Raw genomic sequence first — 15,494 nt, 5'->3', positions numbered from 1 at the left:
CGAGGGACTGACCGGATCGGGCGCGACCGCCACCGTGAAAACCAGATCGTTGTAAGCGACGGCGCGGCTGCGGGTAGGCGTGAGCCCGGCAAAGCGATGGATCATGGTTGTCTCCGGTTGGATCTAGGCTCCATTGCGATCACCAACATACTTCGCGATCACAGGAAAATAATTATTCCCCGAACCGGCATCGATGGCTTCCTGCAACACCTTGGCCATCAGCTCCGCGCCGCGAATTCTGATGCCGGCGTCGGACGCCAGCTCCAGCGCGTAAGACAAATCCTTCAGCGCATATTCGGTCGAGAACGCGCGTTCCGGAAAATTGCCCGGCACGATCGCCTTCATGCCGTGATTGCGTAGCGCAAAACTGTCGGCCGAGCCCTTTGAAAGCGTATCGAGCAGCAGTTTTGGATCGACGCCATTATGTTTGGCGACCGCGACCGCCTCCGCCAGCGCATTGACGGTCTCGAACAGCACCATGTTGTTGAGGATCTTGGTGACCTGTCCCGCGCCGACCTCGCCGCAATGGGTGACATCGGTCGCAAAGCAGCGGATCAGCGGCTCGATGTCGGCGTAAAGCGCAGGCGTCGCGCCAACCATCACGCTGAGCGTGCCGTCCTGCGCTGCCTGTCGCGTGCGCGCGATCGGCGCATCGGCCCAGGCGGCACCCTTGGCCTGCAACTGCCTGGCAAAATCGCGGGTCTGGCTGACCGAGGACGTGCCGAGATCGACGATGACCTGCCCGCTCCTGATGTTCTTGAGGATACCGTCGCCTTCGAAAACCGCGCGCACATGCTTGGCGCTGGGCAGGCACAGGAACTGTAAATCGCTTTGCTTGATCACGTCGGCAACGGAGCCCGCAATCTCGGCGCCCTCGGTACGCAGCCGCGCCAACGGCTCCGGCGACAGATCAAAGGCAAGGACACGCCTGCCGCTCTTCTTCACCAGATTGCGGCAGATCGGCTCGCCCATCACGCCGAGGCCGATGAACCCGATGGTCCTGTATTCCGACATCGCCCTTCTTGAACCTATTTCACGAACGATCGCGATGGCGCCAGGTGCAGCGCGAACGCATCGACCTTGTCGCTGGCGCGCGGATAGATCTCGCTCACGATCGGATCGTGGCCGGGGATGAACCGGTCGGGATGGCCGGCCAGCCGCTCGACGATTTCCCAGCCCTGCGCCATGTCGCCGACATTATAGACGATCGGAAACGGGCTGCGCTTGTGCAGATTGGCGTAGTAATGCGAAGCGTCCGACGCCAGCACCACCGGCCCGCGCGCGGTTTCCACGCGCACCACCTGCAACCCATCGGAATGGCCGCCGACGCGATGCACCGTCACGCCAGGCGCGACCTCGCCATCGCCGGAATGAAAGGTGACACGCTCGCCATAGACATGGCGCACCATCGTCGTGACGTGCTCGACCGAAAACGGATGTCGCAGCATACCATTGCACATGCAGCGCCCGGTCGCGTAGCTCATCTCGCGGTCCTGCAGATGAAACCGCGCGTTCGGGAAGCGATCGAGGTTGCCGGCGTGGTCGTAATGCAGATGGGTGACGATCACGTCGCGAATCGTGTCGGCGGCAACGCCGAAATCCGCCAGCGCGTCGACCGGATTGAGCGTGAGCTTGCGCGAGCGCGCCTTCGCCTCTTCGGCATTGAAGCCGGTATCGACCAGGATGTCGCGGCCGGCCCCACGGATCAGCCAGACGAAATAATCCAGGTCCTGCGCCGTGGTCTCGTGCGGGTCGGGGATCAGAAAATTCAAATGGGGGGTGCGCGGCGACATCGTCGCATAGCGCAGCGCGTAGATTTCGTAGGCATTTCCCATCGGTGTCACTTTTTTCTTGGATGTTTGGATTGGCCGATGCCGGCAACAAGCCATTGTCATCCGCAAAGGTCAAACCCCGGAAGGCCATGGCAGCCGCGTGACAGTGCAGAACGCTATGTGAGACGGATCACATTGCCGCCGGGGTGGAGCCGCCGGCGAAAACAGGTGACGAGCGGCAGCGATAGAGCTGACGGGCCGTAGCGCGCCGGATAGCCTGTTTTCGCTGGCCGTGACGGTCGTGCCGGGACGTGAAGCCGGATACATGCGCGAAGGATCGTCGGCCTGATCGGGAACCGCCGGCACCGACCAAAATCGCGCGCCGCGGTCGTGCCATGACGGACGCTTTTATTTTATTCCCTTCATCCGCCCAAGCCCTGTCGCGGTCAATTGTCGCAATTAGTGACGACATCGCAAGCCGTTGACTGACCGCGGGCGCGGTTTGATAATGCCGATAGCGTAGAGTAAGGTCGCCGCGGCGCGAGCTGGCATCGGCGCTATTTTGGCTGGACTGCCGTGATCTGGACTGCCGTCATTATGAAAATCCGCCTCGCATTGCTCCTCACATTGTTTTTTTCAGTCGCGTCGGTAGCCCCGTCGTTCGCCGCCGGTGAGCGCTATGCGCTGGTCATCGGCAACGCGAAATATCCGGACGCCGAGGCGCCGCTGAAGGAGCCGATCAACGATGCGCGCGACATCGCCGAAGAGCTCAAGCGCGACGGCTTCAATGTCGATATCGGCGAGAACCTGACCGGCGAGCAGATGCGCCGCGCCTTCGAGCGCCTGTATGGCAAGATCAAGCCGGGCTCCGTCGCGCTGATATTCTTCTCCGGCTTTGGCGTGCAATCGAGCCGCCAGAGCTACATGATCCCCGTCGATGCCCAGATCTGGACCGAGCCCGACGTCCGCCGTGACGGTTTCAGCCTCGAGACCGTGCTGGGGGAGATCAACAGCCGCGGCGCCGGCGTCAAGATCGCGCTGATCGATGCCAGCAGGCGCAATCCGTTCGAGCGCCGGTTCCGCAGCTTTTCCGCCGGCCTTGCGCCGGTGATTGCGCCGAACGGCACACTGGTGATGTATTCGGCCGCGCTCTCGTCCGTCGTTTCCGACAATGGCAGCGACCGCAGCCTGTTCGTAAAAGAGCTGCTGAAGGAAATCCGCACCCCCGATTTGATGGCGGAGGAAACGCTGAATCGCACCCGTGTCGGCGTGACCCGCGTCTCGCGCCAGGAACAGGTGCCGTGGATTTCGTCGTCGCTCGCCGAGGATTTCTCCTTCATCCCCAGCGGCTCAGGCCCGCGGCCAGCAACCCCACCAGTGGCCACGGCGCCTGCGGCGCCTCCTGCTCCAGCGCCAGCGCCCGCACCCCCATCGGTGGCCGCACCGGCACCACCGCCGCCGCCCGCTTCGCCAAAGCCGGTTGAAGCTGCGATTCCTCCGCCGCCACCGCCGGCCAAGCCGGCCGAGAGCCCCAGCCCGACCGTGGTCGCGCTTGCCGACGACCCGACCATCAAGAGCCTGACCACCAAGCTCAACGACAATCCGGACGATGCAGCCGCGCTGTACCGGCGCGGGCAGGTCTATGCGAGCAAAGGCGCCTACGAACTCGCCATCAAGGACTTCAACAATTCGCTTCGGCTGAACCCGAAGGATGTGGAAGCCTTCAACAACCGCTGCTGGGCGCGCACGGTGATCGGCGACCTGCAGGCGGCCTTGAAGGATTGCAATGAGGCGCTGCGGCTGCGACCGAATTTCGTCGACGCGCTCGACAGCCGCGGCCTCGTCAACCTGAAGAGCGGCCAGAACAAGAATGCAATTGCTGATTTCGATGCCGCCCTCAAGATCAACCCGAGATTGACGTCGTCGCTGTATGGTCGGGGTCTTGCCAAGAAACGCAACGGCTCGATTTCGGAAGGCGACCTGGATATTAACAACGCGAAGGCGATGGACCCCAATATCGTCAAGGAATTCGCTGATTACGGGGTGCAGTGACGAATTTTTTTGGATGAAGGCTGGCGGCCTCTCGAACCCTGTGGCGGGGCGCCCAGACTAAAGCAAAGCAGCCGGCCGCGATCCAAGGGTCCGGCAGCCCATTTTGAATGACGTTGGAACCGCGCGGGAAGCCCGCGCAGGAGGGGACTGGCAATGGCAACTATCTCGGCAGCGAAAACCTTTACCGCAATCGTCTCGGTTGCGGCGCTCGGCGCCGCAATTTCCTTCAGTACGGGAACCGCCCTCGCCCAGGAAAAGAACGTCACCGAGGATCAGATCGTCCGCGCGCTGGCGCCGGAAAAGAAGCCGCTGACCCGCGGCCTTTCTACCGGTCCGCAGACCGTCGTCGACCCGGCAGTAACCGCCGCCGAGGGCAAGTTCGTCCAGAAGATCCGCGGCCGCTCTACGCGTTCGCTTTCGATCGCCGAACGCGAAGAGATCGCCGCCATCGTCAAGGACAAGCCGAAGATCGATCTGGAGATCAACTTCGACTACAACTCGGCCGATATCAGCGCGAAGTCGCTGCCGTCGGTTCAGGCGCTCGGCCGCGCGCTCACCAACAATGATCTCAAAGGCTCGACCTTCGTGGTCGCAGGCCATACCGACGCGGCCGGCGGCGAAACCTATAACCAGGACCTCTCTGAGCGCCGCGCCGACGCGATCAAGCGCTATCTCGTCGACAAATATGGCATCAACGGCACCGATCTCGTCACCGTCGGATACGGCAAGAGCAAGCTCAAGGATCCGGGTCAGCCGATGGCGGAAGTGAACCGCCGCGTACAGGTCGTGAACATGGAAAACAAATCCACGGCGTCGAACGCATCCAAATAAGGCCTTGCAAATAAGGCGTTGCAAGTTAAGGGCGTGGCGCCGACCAATAGTTTCCGGCTACAATACGTCCCGCAGCACCCGTGCGGGACGTATTCGTTTTGGGCTCCATTGCAGGCCTTCGGCCGGCCAAATGCGCCCTGTTTGATTTGACTTCCAGTCTGGATCGATCCGGCGATGAAATTCTCCGAATATCTCAAACCTGCGCTCGGAGTGGCTTTCGTTGCCGCTCTCGCCGTCGGCTATTACTGGTTCGAGCACCGTCCGCGCGCGGAAGAAAAAGACGCGCCGGGCCAGGCGCTGGTGATCGTGACCAAGTCTACCAATGCCTGCTTCTCCGACATGGTGCGGGTCACCGGCTTTATCGTGCCGCGCCGCGAAGCGCAGGTCGGCGTCGATCAGGAGGGCTCCCGCGTCACCGACCTGTTCGTCAAGGAAGGCGACACGGTCACCGAAAATCAGGAACTGGCGCGCCTCACCGCGCCGCCGCAGCAGCCCGGAGCTCCCGGCGGCCGACAGGGGCCGATCTCGCTGCGCGCGCCCGCTGCCGGCCTCGTCACCGAAGCCAGGACCGCGGTCGGCGCGCCGGCCTCGCCACAGGCAGGCCCGATGTTCCGTATTTCAGTGAACAATGAAATCGAGCTCGAGGCCGAAGTGCCGAGCGTTCATCTGCTCAAGCTCAATCCGGGTGCTACGGTGCGCATCAGCCGTGACGACGCGCCCGATGTCGTCGGCAAGGTCCGGCAGATCTCGCCGCAGATCGACCGCACCACCCAGCTCGGCAAGGTCCGGATTTCGCTGAACAACAATCCGTCGCTCAAGGTCGGCATGTTTGCCCGCGCCAATATCGACGCCAAGCGCTCCTGCGGCGTCGCCGTCCCGCGTACCGCCATCGACCGCCTGACGCTACAGGTCGTGAAAGGCAACACCATCGAGACGCGACGAGTACGCGTCGGCCTGACCTCCGAAACCTCCACCGAAATTCTTGAAGGCCTCGACGTCGGCGAAACCGTCGTGGCCGATGCTGGCACCTCTTTGCATGACGGCGACCAGGTCAAGACCATGTTCGCCGATGAACTCGAGCGCACGCGGGCACGCTAATGGCTTTGAATATCTCGGCATGGTCGATCCGGAACCCGCTGCCTTCGATCGTCTTCTCGATCATTCTGCTGGTGCTGGGCTGGGTCAGCTTCACCAAGCTCGCGGTGACGCGGCTGCCGAGCGCCGACATCCCCGTGATTTCGGTCGCGGTCGCGCAATTCGGCGCCGCTCCCGCCGAGCTGGAATCGCAGGTCACCAAGACCATCGAGGACGGCGTATCCGGCGTCGAAGGCGTGCGGCATATTTCGTCGTCGATCACCGACGGCCTGTCGGTGACCACGATCCAGTTCGCGCTGGAGACCAACACCGACCGCGCTCTCAATGACGTCAAGGACGCCGTCACCCGCGTCCGCTCCAACCTGCCGCAAAACGTCAACGAGCCGCTGATCCAGCGCGTCGACGTGATCGGCCTGCCGATCGTCACCTATGCCGCGATCTCGCCCGGCAAGACGCCGGAGCAGCTTTCCTATTTCGTCGACGACGTCGTCAAGCGCGCGCTGCAGGGCGTGCGCGGCGTGGCGCAAGTCGAGCGCATCGGCGGCGTCGAGCGCGAAATTCTCGTCTCGCTCGATCCCGACCGGCTGCAGGCCGCCGGCCTCACCGCCGTCAATGTCAGCCAGATTCTGCGCGGCACCAATGTCGACGTCGCTGGCGGCCGCGCCCAAATAGGCAAGAACGACCAGGCGATCCGTACGCTGGCCGGTGCCAAGACGCTGAACGAGCTCGCCGGCACCATGATCCCGCTGTTCGGCGGCGGGGAAATGCGGCTCGACGATCTCGGCACCGTCACCGATACCATCGCCGATCGCAGCACCTTTGCCCGCTTCAACGGCGAGCCGGTGGTGGCGCTCGGCATCAAGCGCTCCAAGGGCGCCAGCGACGTCGTGGTTGCCGCCGCCGTGCAGAAGCGCATCGATGCGCTGAAAGTCGCCTATCCCGATGTCGATCTGAAGCTGATCGATACCTCGGTCGACTTCACCAAGGGCAATTACGATGCGGCGATCTCGACCTTGTTCGAGGGCGCAATCCTTGCGGTGATCGTCGTGCTGCTGTTCCTGCGCGATATCAGAGCCACCATCATCGCCGCGATCTCGCTGCCGCTGTCGATCTTCCCGGCGTTCTGGGCGATGGATCTTCTCGGCTTCTCGCTGAACCTGGTCTCTTTCCTCGCCATCACGCTGTCGACGGGTATTCTGGTCGACGACGCCATCGTCGAGATCGAGAACATCGTGCGCCATATGCGCATGGGCAAATCGCCCTATCGCGCGGCACTCGAAGCCGCCGACGAAATCGGCCTCGCGGTGATCGCGATCTCGCTGACGATCATCGCGATCTTCGCGCCCGCCAGCTTCATGTCCGGTATTGCCGGGCAGTTCTTCAAGCAGTTCGGCATCACCGTATCGGTGCAGGTGTTCTTCTCGCTGCTTGCCGCGCGCTTCGTCACGCCGGTGCTCGCGGCTTACTTCCTCAAGGATCACCCGCACGAGGATCCGCCGCCCGGACGTATCCTGCAGGTTTACACCCGGCTCGTGACCTGGTCGGTGAAGCACTATTTCATCACCGTCTTGATCGGCTTCGGCGTCTTCGCGGCTTCGATCTGGAGCATTACGCTGCTGCCGCAAGGCTTCCTGCCCGCGCAGGACACCGCGCGCTCGCTGCTGGCGATGGAGCTGCCGCCCGGCTCGCAGCTCGCCTATACCGAGAAGGTGACGGAGGAAATCGTCGCCCGCCTGCGCAAGCGCCCCGAGGTGAAGAGCATCTTCGTCGATGGCGGCCGCGTGCCGCCGGGAACGCAGGAAGTGCGCCGCGCTGCGCTGATCATCAATTACACGCCGAAGGCCGATCGCAAGATCACCCAGCGGCAACTCGAACTCGAGATCGGCCAGGAACTGGAGAACGTTCCGGACATCCGCTTCTGGTTCCTCGACGAGAATGGCCTGCGCGCGATTTCGCTCGTCGTGACCGGCGTCGACAGCAACATCGTCAACAACGTCGCCAGCGAGCTGGCGACGCAGATGAAGCGGATTCCGATTATCGCCAACGTGATTTCGGAAACCTCCCTCGACCGGCCCGAACTGCGTATCCGGCCGCGGGCCGAACTGGCGGCGCGGCTCGGCGTCTCCACCGAGAGCCTGTCGCAGACAATTCGTGTGGCGACCATTGGCGACGTCGGGCCGGCGCTGGCAAAATTCGATGCTGGCGACCGTCAGGTGCCGATCCGGGTCCAGCTCGAGGACAGTGCGCGCAGCGACCTGCAGATGCTGCAGCAATTGCGGGTGCCGCTCGGCCAGCGCGGCGAGCGCGGCGGCGTGCCGCTGTCGGTTGTCGCCGACATCCAGCTCGACCAGGGCCCGACCAGCATCAACCGCTACGACCGCGAACGGCAGGCGACCGTCGCGGCCGACCTCGTCGGCAACGCAGCGCTCGGCGACGCCACCAGGATGATCTACGACCTTCCGGTCATGAAGAGCCTGCCCAAGGGCGTGAAGGTCAGCCCGTCGGGCGACGCCGAGAGCCTCAACGAATTGTCGGAAGGCTTTGCCACCGCCATCACCGCCGGCCTGATGATGGTCTATGCTGTGCTGGTGCTGTTGTTCGGCACCTTCCTGCAGCCGATCACCATCCTGTTCTCGCTGCCGCTCTCGATCGGCGGCGCGATCGCAGCCTTGCTGCTGACCGGCAAGCAACTCACCACGCCGGTCTGGATCGGCATCCTGATGTTGATGGGCATCGTCACCAAGAACGCCATCATGCTGGTCGAATTCGCGACTACGGCGATCCGCGAAGGCAAGAAGCGCGACGAGGCGATCATCGACGCCGGCATGAAGCGGGCACGCCCGATCGTGATGACGACGATCGCGATGGCCGCGGGCATGATGCCGTCAGCGCTGGCGTTTGGCGCCGGCGGCGAATTCCGCTCGCCGATGGCGCTCGCCGTGATCGGCGGTCTCATATTCTCCACCATCCTGTCGCTGGTGTTCGTGCCGGCGATGTTCATGGTGATGGACGATATCGGCGCGCTGTGCTGGCGGCTGGGCAAGAAGCTGCTGGTGTCAAGCGGCGAGACGGAGGAAGCAGGCCACGGATCGGATCGTCACAACGATCCATCAGCCAAGGGCCCACCGGCGATGTCGCCTGCGGCGGAGTGAGAATGCAATGTAGCCCGGATAAGCGAAGCGAAATCCGGGAATGCACGAGTATCGGCCCCGGATTTCGCTGCGCTCCATCCGGGCTACGAAACTGCGCGCCCTACTCGTTCCGCGCCACCGCCGTCAGCTTGGTCATGTTCTGCAGCAATATCCGTCCGCGCTGCAGGTCGAGAATGCCGTCCTTGCGCCAGAGCTGGAGTTGACGGTTGACGCTTTCGCGGGCAGCCCCGACGAAAACGCCGAGCTGTTCCTGCGAGATGTGAACTTCCGAACCGAAATCGGAGGCAAGCGCAACGAGCCGTCGCGCCAGGCGAACCGGCAGCGGCTGCAGCACCGATTCCTCCATCCGCTCGCTCTGCCAACGGATGCGCTGGCACAACAGCATCATGATCTTGATCGCGACCTTGGGCTCGCGTTCCAGGAAGGCGAGGAAATCCTCGCGCCGCAGCACGAACAGTTCCGACGGCTCGCCGGCGGTGGCGTCCGCGGTGCGGCTCTCGCCATCAAGGACAGCGACCTCGCCGAACAGATCGCCGGGACCCATGAAATTTAGCGTCAGGCGGCTGCCGTCGGAGGCGCCGGTCTCGATCCGGATCTGGCCGCGTCGCACGCCATACAGCGCGTCGCCGGCATCGCCCTTCTGGAACAGCATTTGCCCGAGGCCGAGTTGCTCGGTGTGGCAAAGGCCGGAGATGCGCTGCAATTCATCGGCGCCCAAATCCGCAAACATCGGGTTCATTTTCAAAATGACCGCAAATTCGGCCTGTTTGCTCATTGTATTGCCTTCCAGATTGGTCCCGGCCACCCCACAGAGCCGTTAGCAAGATTCCCCGCCCCATGAGTGTGTCATAAGTCACATAACTTTGCAGTAGCCCCGGAATATTTTTGGCTTCTTTGGGCCCCACCCCTTTCCGGGGTAAGCTCATCTGACCGGTTGCGCCCGCGTCTTGCACCACCGAAATAAGTGCCGCTTGCGCGGTCTGGAATGTCGATATGAAAGCACTGAAAATTGCCGGCGCCGCCATTGGCGCCGTGGTCGTCGTCATCGCGCTGCTGCTGGTGATCGGCATCCCGTCAGGCTTCCTGACGGCGCAGATCCAGGAGCGGGTCGAGCGCGAGACCGGCTACAAGCTCGCCATCAATGGCGGCGCCAGGATCGGCCTGTGGCCATCGCTCAACATCACGCTGAACGATGTCACGCTGCAGGATCCGAAGGACCGCGACATCAACCATCGCTTCACGGCCTCAAGCATCGAGGCGGACGTGACGCTCGCGAGCCTGTGGGCCGGCAAGCCGCATATCACCGAGCTCGTCGTCATCCGCCCGGTGGTGAACTTGCCGCTGCGGCGCGAACGCGTGAGGGACGCCAGTTCGCCCTCGAAGCCCGCGGCCGGCAAGGCGGCTGATGCCTTTTCGATCGAGCATATCAGCGTCACCAGCGGCACCATCGTGTTCTCCAACCTGCGCGACCGCGTCGAGAACAGGATCGAGACCGTCAACGCCGACATATCAATCGATTCCGACCGCAAGGTCGTGCTGTCAGGCAGTGCCCGCAGCAGCGGCGGCCATCCGGTGAAATTCGAGATCAAGGCGGCGCCGCCCGCAGCCCCGATCGAGCGGCAGAATATCCCGGCCGAGATCAGGATCGACGCGCCCGGCCTGTTGCGCGCCCCGCTCACGGCCAAGGCGGAAGCCCGCCTCAACGGCTCGGTCGTGATGATCAACGGCGTCACCGGTGCGCTCGGCGACGGCGCGTTCAACGGCTGGGCCTCGTTCGATCTGTCGAGCAAGCCGCTGGTGAAGCTCGACCTCGATTTCCAGAAGCTCGCGGTCGCGATGACGCGCAGCACCGACAGTTCCGCAGGCCAGCCCTCCTCAGGCCAGCCCTGGAGCAGTGCTACGATCGACGTCAACGGCCTCAATTATATCGACCTGCAGGCGCGCATTTCCGCGGCCGAGCTCAAGATCGGCGACGCGCGTTTCACTCCCGCCGCGATCGACGCCACGCTCGCAAGCGGCGTCCTGAAGGCGCAGGTTTCCAACCTCGGCGCCTATGACGGCAACGCCAATGGCGATCTGACCGTCGACGTCTCCACCGCCAATCCCAGCTACACGATGCGGGCCGATCTCACCGGCGTGCGCGCGCTTCCACTGCTGCAGGGCCTCGCCGATTTCGACAGGATCGACGGCAAGATGCAGGCGAAGGTCAGCGTGCGCTCCTCCGGCACCAGCCAGCGCGCGATCATGTCGAACATGGCCGGCACCGCCTTCGTCGTATTCCAGGACGGCGCGATCAAGGGGCTCAACGTCGCGCAGATGATCCGCTCGCTGACGGCGAGCACCCTGTCCGGCTGGCAGGAGAGCGAGGAGAAGGCGACGGATCTCTCGCAATTGTCGGCATCGTTCAAGATCGACAAAGGCCAGGCGCAGACCACCGATCTCAATCTGGTCGGCCCGCTGGTCAAGATGACCGGTGCAGGCACCATCGACCTCGGCACCAAGCAGATCGGGTTCCGCGTCGAGCCGAAGCTCGTGATGACCACCGAAGGCCAGGGCCGCGCCGGCGATCCGGTCGGGCTCGGTATTCCCGTGATGATCGCGGGCCCGTGGGGAAGCCCACGGATCTATCCGGAGATGCAGGGTATCCTCGACAATCCCGACGCCGCCTATGCCAAGCTGAAGGAAATGGGCAAGGGCCTGTTCGGCCAGAACGGCGCGGGCCTCGGGGCTGCGCTCGGCAATCTGCTCGGCGGACAGCCGGGGGCGGCCGGCGGACAACAGGGCGGTGCCGGCGGACAGGGCGCGGCTGGCAGCCAGCAGCCGGCTGGTCCGCTCGGCGGCCAGCTCGGCGAGACCATCGGCAATCTCTTGCAGCAGGGCCTGGGCGGATTGAATCAGGGCGGTGGGCGGCCGAGCGGCCAACGCAGCATCCCGAGCCCCGCCTCGCCCGCACAGGCGCCGGCCGAGGCCGCGCCGACCGAGACCGGCCCGGCTGAGCCCGCTCCCCCCGCGGTGCCGAGCGATACGACCGCCCAGCAGGACAGTCAGCCAATGAACGAGGTCTTGCGGCAGTTGTTCAACCGGTGAACCGACCATCCAGAATTCGCTGACGCCGTCATGGCCGGCTTGTCCCGGCCATCCACGTTCTTGCCGTCAGCCAGCTCGAAGGACGTGGATGCCCGGGACAAGCCCGGGCACGACGGATCCCTCGCGATTCCTGCCTAATATCGGGGCTAACCATGTCGGCGGGCTCACAGCTCCGCCCTCCAATTCGTGCTAGACAGACCCTCATGCCGGGGCTGCCGAGACAGGCCGGCGCCAGTGACAAACCGATGCGCGCGCCCAGCGTGGGCCGGCACGAGGGTCCGGATGAACGAGGTCAAGGACAGAGCAGGGTTCCTGCGCGAAGGCCTGTTCGCCAAATACGTCGTCGCGCTGGTCGGCCTTGTCGTGTTCGTGCTGGCGGTCAACGGCGCGATGGAAATCTGGATCACCTATCGCGGCATCAAGAGCTCGCTGAACGACGGCATGAGCGAGAAGGCGGAAGCGACCGCCAAGCGAATCCAGCAATCCCTGTCCGACCTCGATCGGCAGATTTCCTGGGTGACGCGCGCCTCCTCCAACACCACCGACTTGCGCCGCGCCGACTACACCCAATTGCTGCGGCAGGTGCCGCAGGTCAGCCAGCTCTCGCTGCTCAATGCCCAGGGCCGCGAACAGCTCCGCATGACGCGCCAGACCGTCACGCTCGGCAGCAACGCCGATTTCTCCCGCGACGTGAGGCTGACCGAAACCGTCTCGCGCGGCACCAGCTTTGCGCCGGCCTACTTCCGCGGTGAGCGGCCGTTCATGTCGATCGCACTGTCGCATGCCGATGGCAGCATCACCGTCGCCGAGGTCGACCTTGATTTCCTGTCGGAGTTTTTGATCGATGCCCAGGTTGGCAAGGTGGCGTTTGCCTATGTCACCGATTCCAGGGGCGACGTGCTGGCCGCCTCCTCAACCGGGCCCGAGGTCGGCAAGAATCTGTCGGCGCTGCCGCAGGTCGCCGCCGTCAGCAAGCCCGGCGGCGTGGCGCCGGCGTCGGGCACCGATGCCAGGGGCAACGCCGTGCTGACCACATCGAGCGTGGTGCCGAAGCTCGGCTGGCACGTGTTCTTCGAACAGGAGACCGCGCAGGCGCTGACGCCGATCCGCGATCAACTGGCGCGGATCGCACTGCTGATCGCGCTCGGCCTCGTGGTCGCGATCATCGCCGGCACCATCATGGCGCGGCGCATGCTGGTGCCGATCACGGCGCTGCAGGCCGGCGCCAGGCGTCTCGGCGCCGGCGATTTCGGCCACCGCATCGAGGTGAAGACGTCGGACGAGCTGGAAGAGCTGGCGAACCAGTTCAACGGCATGGCCGGGCAGCTGGCCGCGACCTATTCCGGCCTCGAAGAGAAGGTGAAGGAACGGACGCGGGATCTGGCGCAATCGATCAACGAGCTCAAGGTGCTCGAGGAAGTCGGCCGCGCGGTCGCCTCCTCGCTCGACCTCAACGCCGTGCTGCCCACCGTCGCCGCGCGTGCGCTGGAAATCACCCATGCCGACGCCGTGCTGATCTACGGCTATGACGCCGGCAACCACCAGTTCAGCCTCGCCGAATCCATCGGCATCGACAAGGCGGCCGAAGGCAGCCACCGCGCCATCGACGCCGACAACTCCCCGCTCGGCGAAGCCGCCACCGCGGGCGAGCCGATCGCGATACCCCAGCTCGGCACGATGCCCGAGCATCCCTTGCGCGATGTCGCGATCGAAGCCGGCTTCAACTCGGTGCTGGTGGTGCCGCTGGTCGACCAGACCGGCATTCTGGGCTCGCTGGTGGTGCTGCGGCAGAACGCCGGTGAATTTTCCGCCAACCTGATCGGGCTGATGAAGACCTTTGCGCACCAGGCGGTGCTGGCGATGCGCAATGCGCGGCTGTTCACCGAGGTCGACCACAAGAGCCGCGAGCTGCTGGCCGCCAACGACATCGTGCGCGAGCAGGCCGACAAGCTGCAGGAACAGACCGACCAGCTCAGGGACTGGAATCGCTCGCTGGAGGAACGCGTCGAGACGCAGCTCGGCGAGATCGAACGTATCCGCCGGCTGGAGCGTTTCCTGGCGCCGCAGGTGGCGCAACTGATCGCCTCCTCCGACGGTCATGAGGGCCTGCTCGACAGCCACCGCCGCGAAGTCACCGTGGTGTTCTGCGATCTGCGCGGTTTTACGAGTTTCACCGAGACGACCGAGCCGGAAGAGGCGATGAACGTGCTGCGCGAATATCACGCAGCGCTCGGCGAACTTATTTTCAAGTATGAAGGCACGCTCGACCGCTATGCCGGCGACGGCGTGATGATCCTGTTCAACGCGCCGATCCAGTTCGACGACCATACCGCGCGCGCCGTTCGCATGGCTGTCGAGATGCGCGACACCATCGGGCAACTCACCGAGAAGTGGCGCAACCGCGGCCACAATCTCGGCTTCGGCATCGGCATCGCGCTGGGCTATGCGACGCTCGGCCAGATCGGTTTCGAGCAGCGGCTGGAATACGCCGCAATCGGCAGCGTCACCAATCTGGCGTCGCGGCTGTGCGACGAAGCCAAGGCCAACCAGATCGTGGTGTCCAGGCGCGTCTACGGCATGGTCGAGCCGTGGGTGGAAGGGCGGCCGATCGACGATTTGAATCTGAAGGGGTTCAATCATCCGATTCTTGCGGCGGAGATCATGAGCTGGCGCGAGGAAGTCGACAACGTCGTCGATGCGGCGGCGGCGGCAAGGCGGATGAAAAATTCGTAGGCAGTTTGTAGGGTGAGCAAAGCGCAGCGTGCCCGCCATGCAGCGCAGAACTGTAGGATGGGTGGAGCGAAGCGATACCCATCATCCGTGATGGATGGCACGCTCGATGGGTTTCGCTTCGCTCTACCCATCCTACTGGACTGCCCTTGATATCAAACAGCAGCAACCATCCCGCGGCGCCATGCGCCCGAGGATTTGCAATTTCGTTTCGCCCTCGAAAACTCAGAGGGCGCAGGGAAAGCCGGGTGCCCTCAGCACCCGCGATCGTGCGCAAAAATGCACACGGGTGACCGCAAGGTGCGCCGGAACACCCGGCCTTCCCTGCGCAATGGTTTTACGGCTTATAGCGCGCTCTCCCCGGCGACGAATTCCTCTTGCCACCGTCGCTGACGGATTGGCGACCAGCCGAAGCCCGGTTGGGCCCGACAAATCTCCATCAGCTTGACACCAGCCACGGGTGCCAGGACCACACGCCTTTGCCGTACGCAGCTTCCTCACGCCATACCTTCGACCGGCTCATGTGCTGCCGACCGAAATTCTGGCGAAGGCGTTTAAGCGCCGGTCGTCTGCGCGCCGGATGGTCGCTCACGGAAATCCGCCCTGCAACCCCTCGCACGCCCGACGCTGCCGCGTCCATCGCATCCCGCACCCAACGTCCGTGACGATCGCGATACGCCCCTCTTGATGGGACGGGATGGCCGGAGTTGTACGGGTGATTTGGGTCAATCACGACGCGAATTATTTTCGCACGAGCGGATTGACAGACTTTTGG

General features: G+C 64.0%; 9 protein-coding genes. 6 read left to right on the top strand and 3 right to left on the bottom strand.

The window, feature by feature from the left end; genetic code table 11:
• Positions 1-123: 123 nt before the first annotated feature.
• Complete coding sequence (locus V1279_RS37020) at positions 124-1,014, bottom strand: NAD(P)-dependent oxidoreductase (protein WP_334445874.1); 891 nt, start codon at positions 1,012-1,014, stop codon at positions 124-126.
• Between the two features lie 14 nt (positions 1,015-1,028).
• Positions 1,029-1,835 (bottom strand): N-acyl homoserine lactonase family protein, encoded by an 807-nt coding sequence (locus tag V1279_RS37015; RefSeq protein WP_334445872.1) that lies wholly within the window; start codon positions 1,833-1,835, stop codon positions 1,029-1,031.
• A 534-nt stretch (positions 1,836-2,369) separates the two neighbouring features.
• Between V1279_RS37015 and V1279_RS37010 the strand changes: the two genes are divergently transcribed.
• From V1279_RS37010 to V1279_RS36995, 4 genes are all read left to right on the top strand, one after another.
• Positions 2,370-3,824, top strand: a complete 1,455-nt coding sequence (locus tag V1279_RS37010) for a caspase family protein (protein WP_334445870.1) — start codon at positions 2,370-2,372, stop codon at positions 3,822-3,824.
• A 153-nt stretch (positions 3,825-3,977) separates the two neighbouring features.
• Positions 3,978-4,655, top strand: coding sequence for an OmpA family protein (locus V1279_RS37005; RefSeq protein ID WP_334445869.1), 678 nt, complete (start codon positions 3,978-3,980; stop codon positions 4,653-4,655).
• Between the two features lie 174 nt (positions 4,656-4,829).
• Positions 4,830-5,753 carry an efflux RND transporter periplasmic adaptor subunit gene (locus V1279_RS37000; protein WP_334445867.1) on the top strand — a complete coding sequence of 308 codons (924 nt, stop codon included), beginning with the start codon at positions 4,830-4,832 and terminating at the stop codon, positions 5,751-5,753.
• Complete coding sequence (locus tag V1279_RS36995; protein WP_334445866.1) at positions 5,753-8,902, top strand: efflux RND transporter permease subunit; 3,150 nt, start codon at positions 5,753-5,755, stop codon at positions 8,900-8,902. Before V1279_RS37000 ends, V1279_RS36995 begins: the two co-directional genes overlap by 1 nt.
• 100 nt (positions 8,903-9,002) lie before the next feature.
• Here V1279_RS36995 and V1279_RS36990 read toward each other — a convergent pair whose 3' ends face one another.
• On the bottom strand, positions 9,003-9,677 hold the full coding sequence (locus tag V1279_RS36990; protein WP_334445865.1) for a Crp/Fnr family transcriptional regulator: 675 nt from the start codon (positions 9,675-9,677) through the stop codon (positions 9,003-9,005).
• A gap of 218 nt (positions 9,678-9,895) precedes the next feature.
• Here V1279_RS36990 and V1279_RS36985 point away from each other — a divergent pair, with 218 nt between their 5' ends.
• Positions 9,896-11,989, top strand: coding sequence for an AsmA family protein (locus V1279_RS36985; RefSeq protein WP_334445863.1), 2,094 nt, complete (start codon positions 9,896-9,898; stop codon positions 11,987-11,989).
• Between the two features lie 282 nt (positions 11,990-12,271).
• A complete protein-coding gene (locus V1279_RS36980) occupies positions 12,272-14,722 on the top strand; it encodes an adenylate/guanylate cyclase domain-containing protein (protein WP_334445861.1) in 2,451 nt (816 codons plus the stop codon).
• Positions 14,723-15,494: the final 772 nt, after the last annotated feature.

It is taken from the genome of Bradyrhizobium sp. AZCC 1610 (assembly GCF_036924515.1).
Lineage (GTDB): Bacteria > Pseudomonadota > Alphaproteobacteria > Rhizobiales > Xanthobacteraceae > Bradyrhizobium.
The sequence above is the reverse complement of the archived record's forward strand: the minus strand, read 5'-3'. Positions and strand labels throughout refer to the sequence as shown.

Bases quoted from the DNA above. Each gene is read 5' to 3' on its own strand.
- V1279_RS36990 (WP_334445865.1), bottom strand. From the start codon at position 9,677: ATGAGCAAACAGGCCGAATTTGCGGTCATTTTGAAAATGAACCCGATG.
- V1279_RS37000 (WP_334445867.1), top strand. From the start codon at position 4,830: ATGAAATTCTCCGAATATCTCAAACCTGCGCTCGGAGTGGCTTTCGTT.
- V1279_RS37020 (WP_334445874.1), bottom strand. From the start codon at position 1,014: ATGTCGGAATACAGGACCATCGGGTTCATCGGCCTCGGCGTGATGGGC.
- V1279_RS37015 (WP_334445872.1), bottom strand. From the start codon at position 1,835: ATGGGAAATGCCTACGAAATCTACGCGCTGCGCTATGCGACGATGTCG.
- V1279_RS37010 (WP_334445870.1), top strand. From the start codon at position 2,370: ATGAAAATCCGCCTCGCATTGCTCCTCACATTGTTTTTTTCAGTCGCG.
- V1279_RS36985 (WP_334445863.1), top strand. From the start codon at position 9,896: ATGAAAGCACTGAAAATTGCCGGCGCCGCCATTGGCGCCGTGGTCGTC.
- V1279_RS36980 (WP_334445861.1), top strand. From the start codon at position 12,272: ATGAACGAGGTCAAGGACAGAGCAGGGTTCCTGCGCGAAGGCCTGTTC.
- V1279_RS36995 (WP_334445866.1), top strand. From the start codon at position 5,753: ATGGCTTTGAATATCTCGGCATGGTCGATCCGGAACCCGCTGCCTTCG.
- V1279_RS37005 (WP_334445869.1), top strand. From the start codon at position 3,978: ATGGCAACTATCTCGGCAGCGAAAACCTTTACCGCAATCGTCTCGGTT.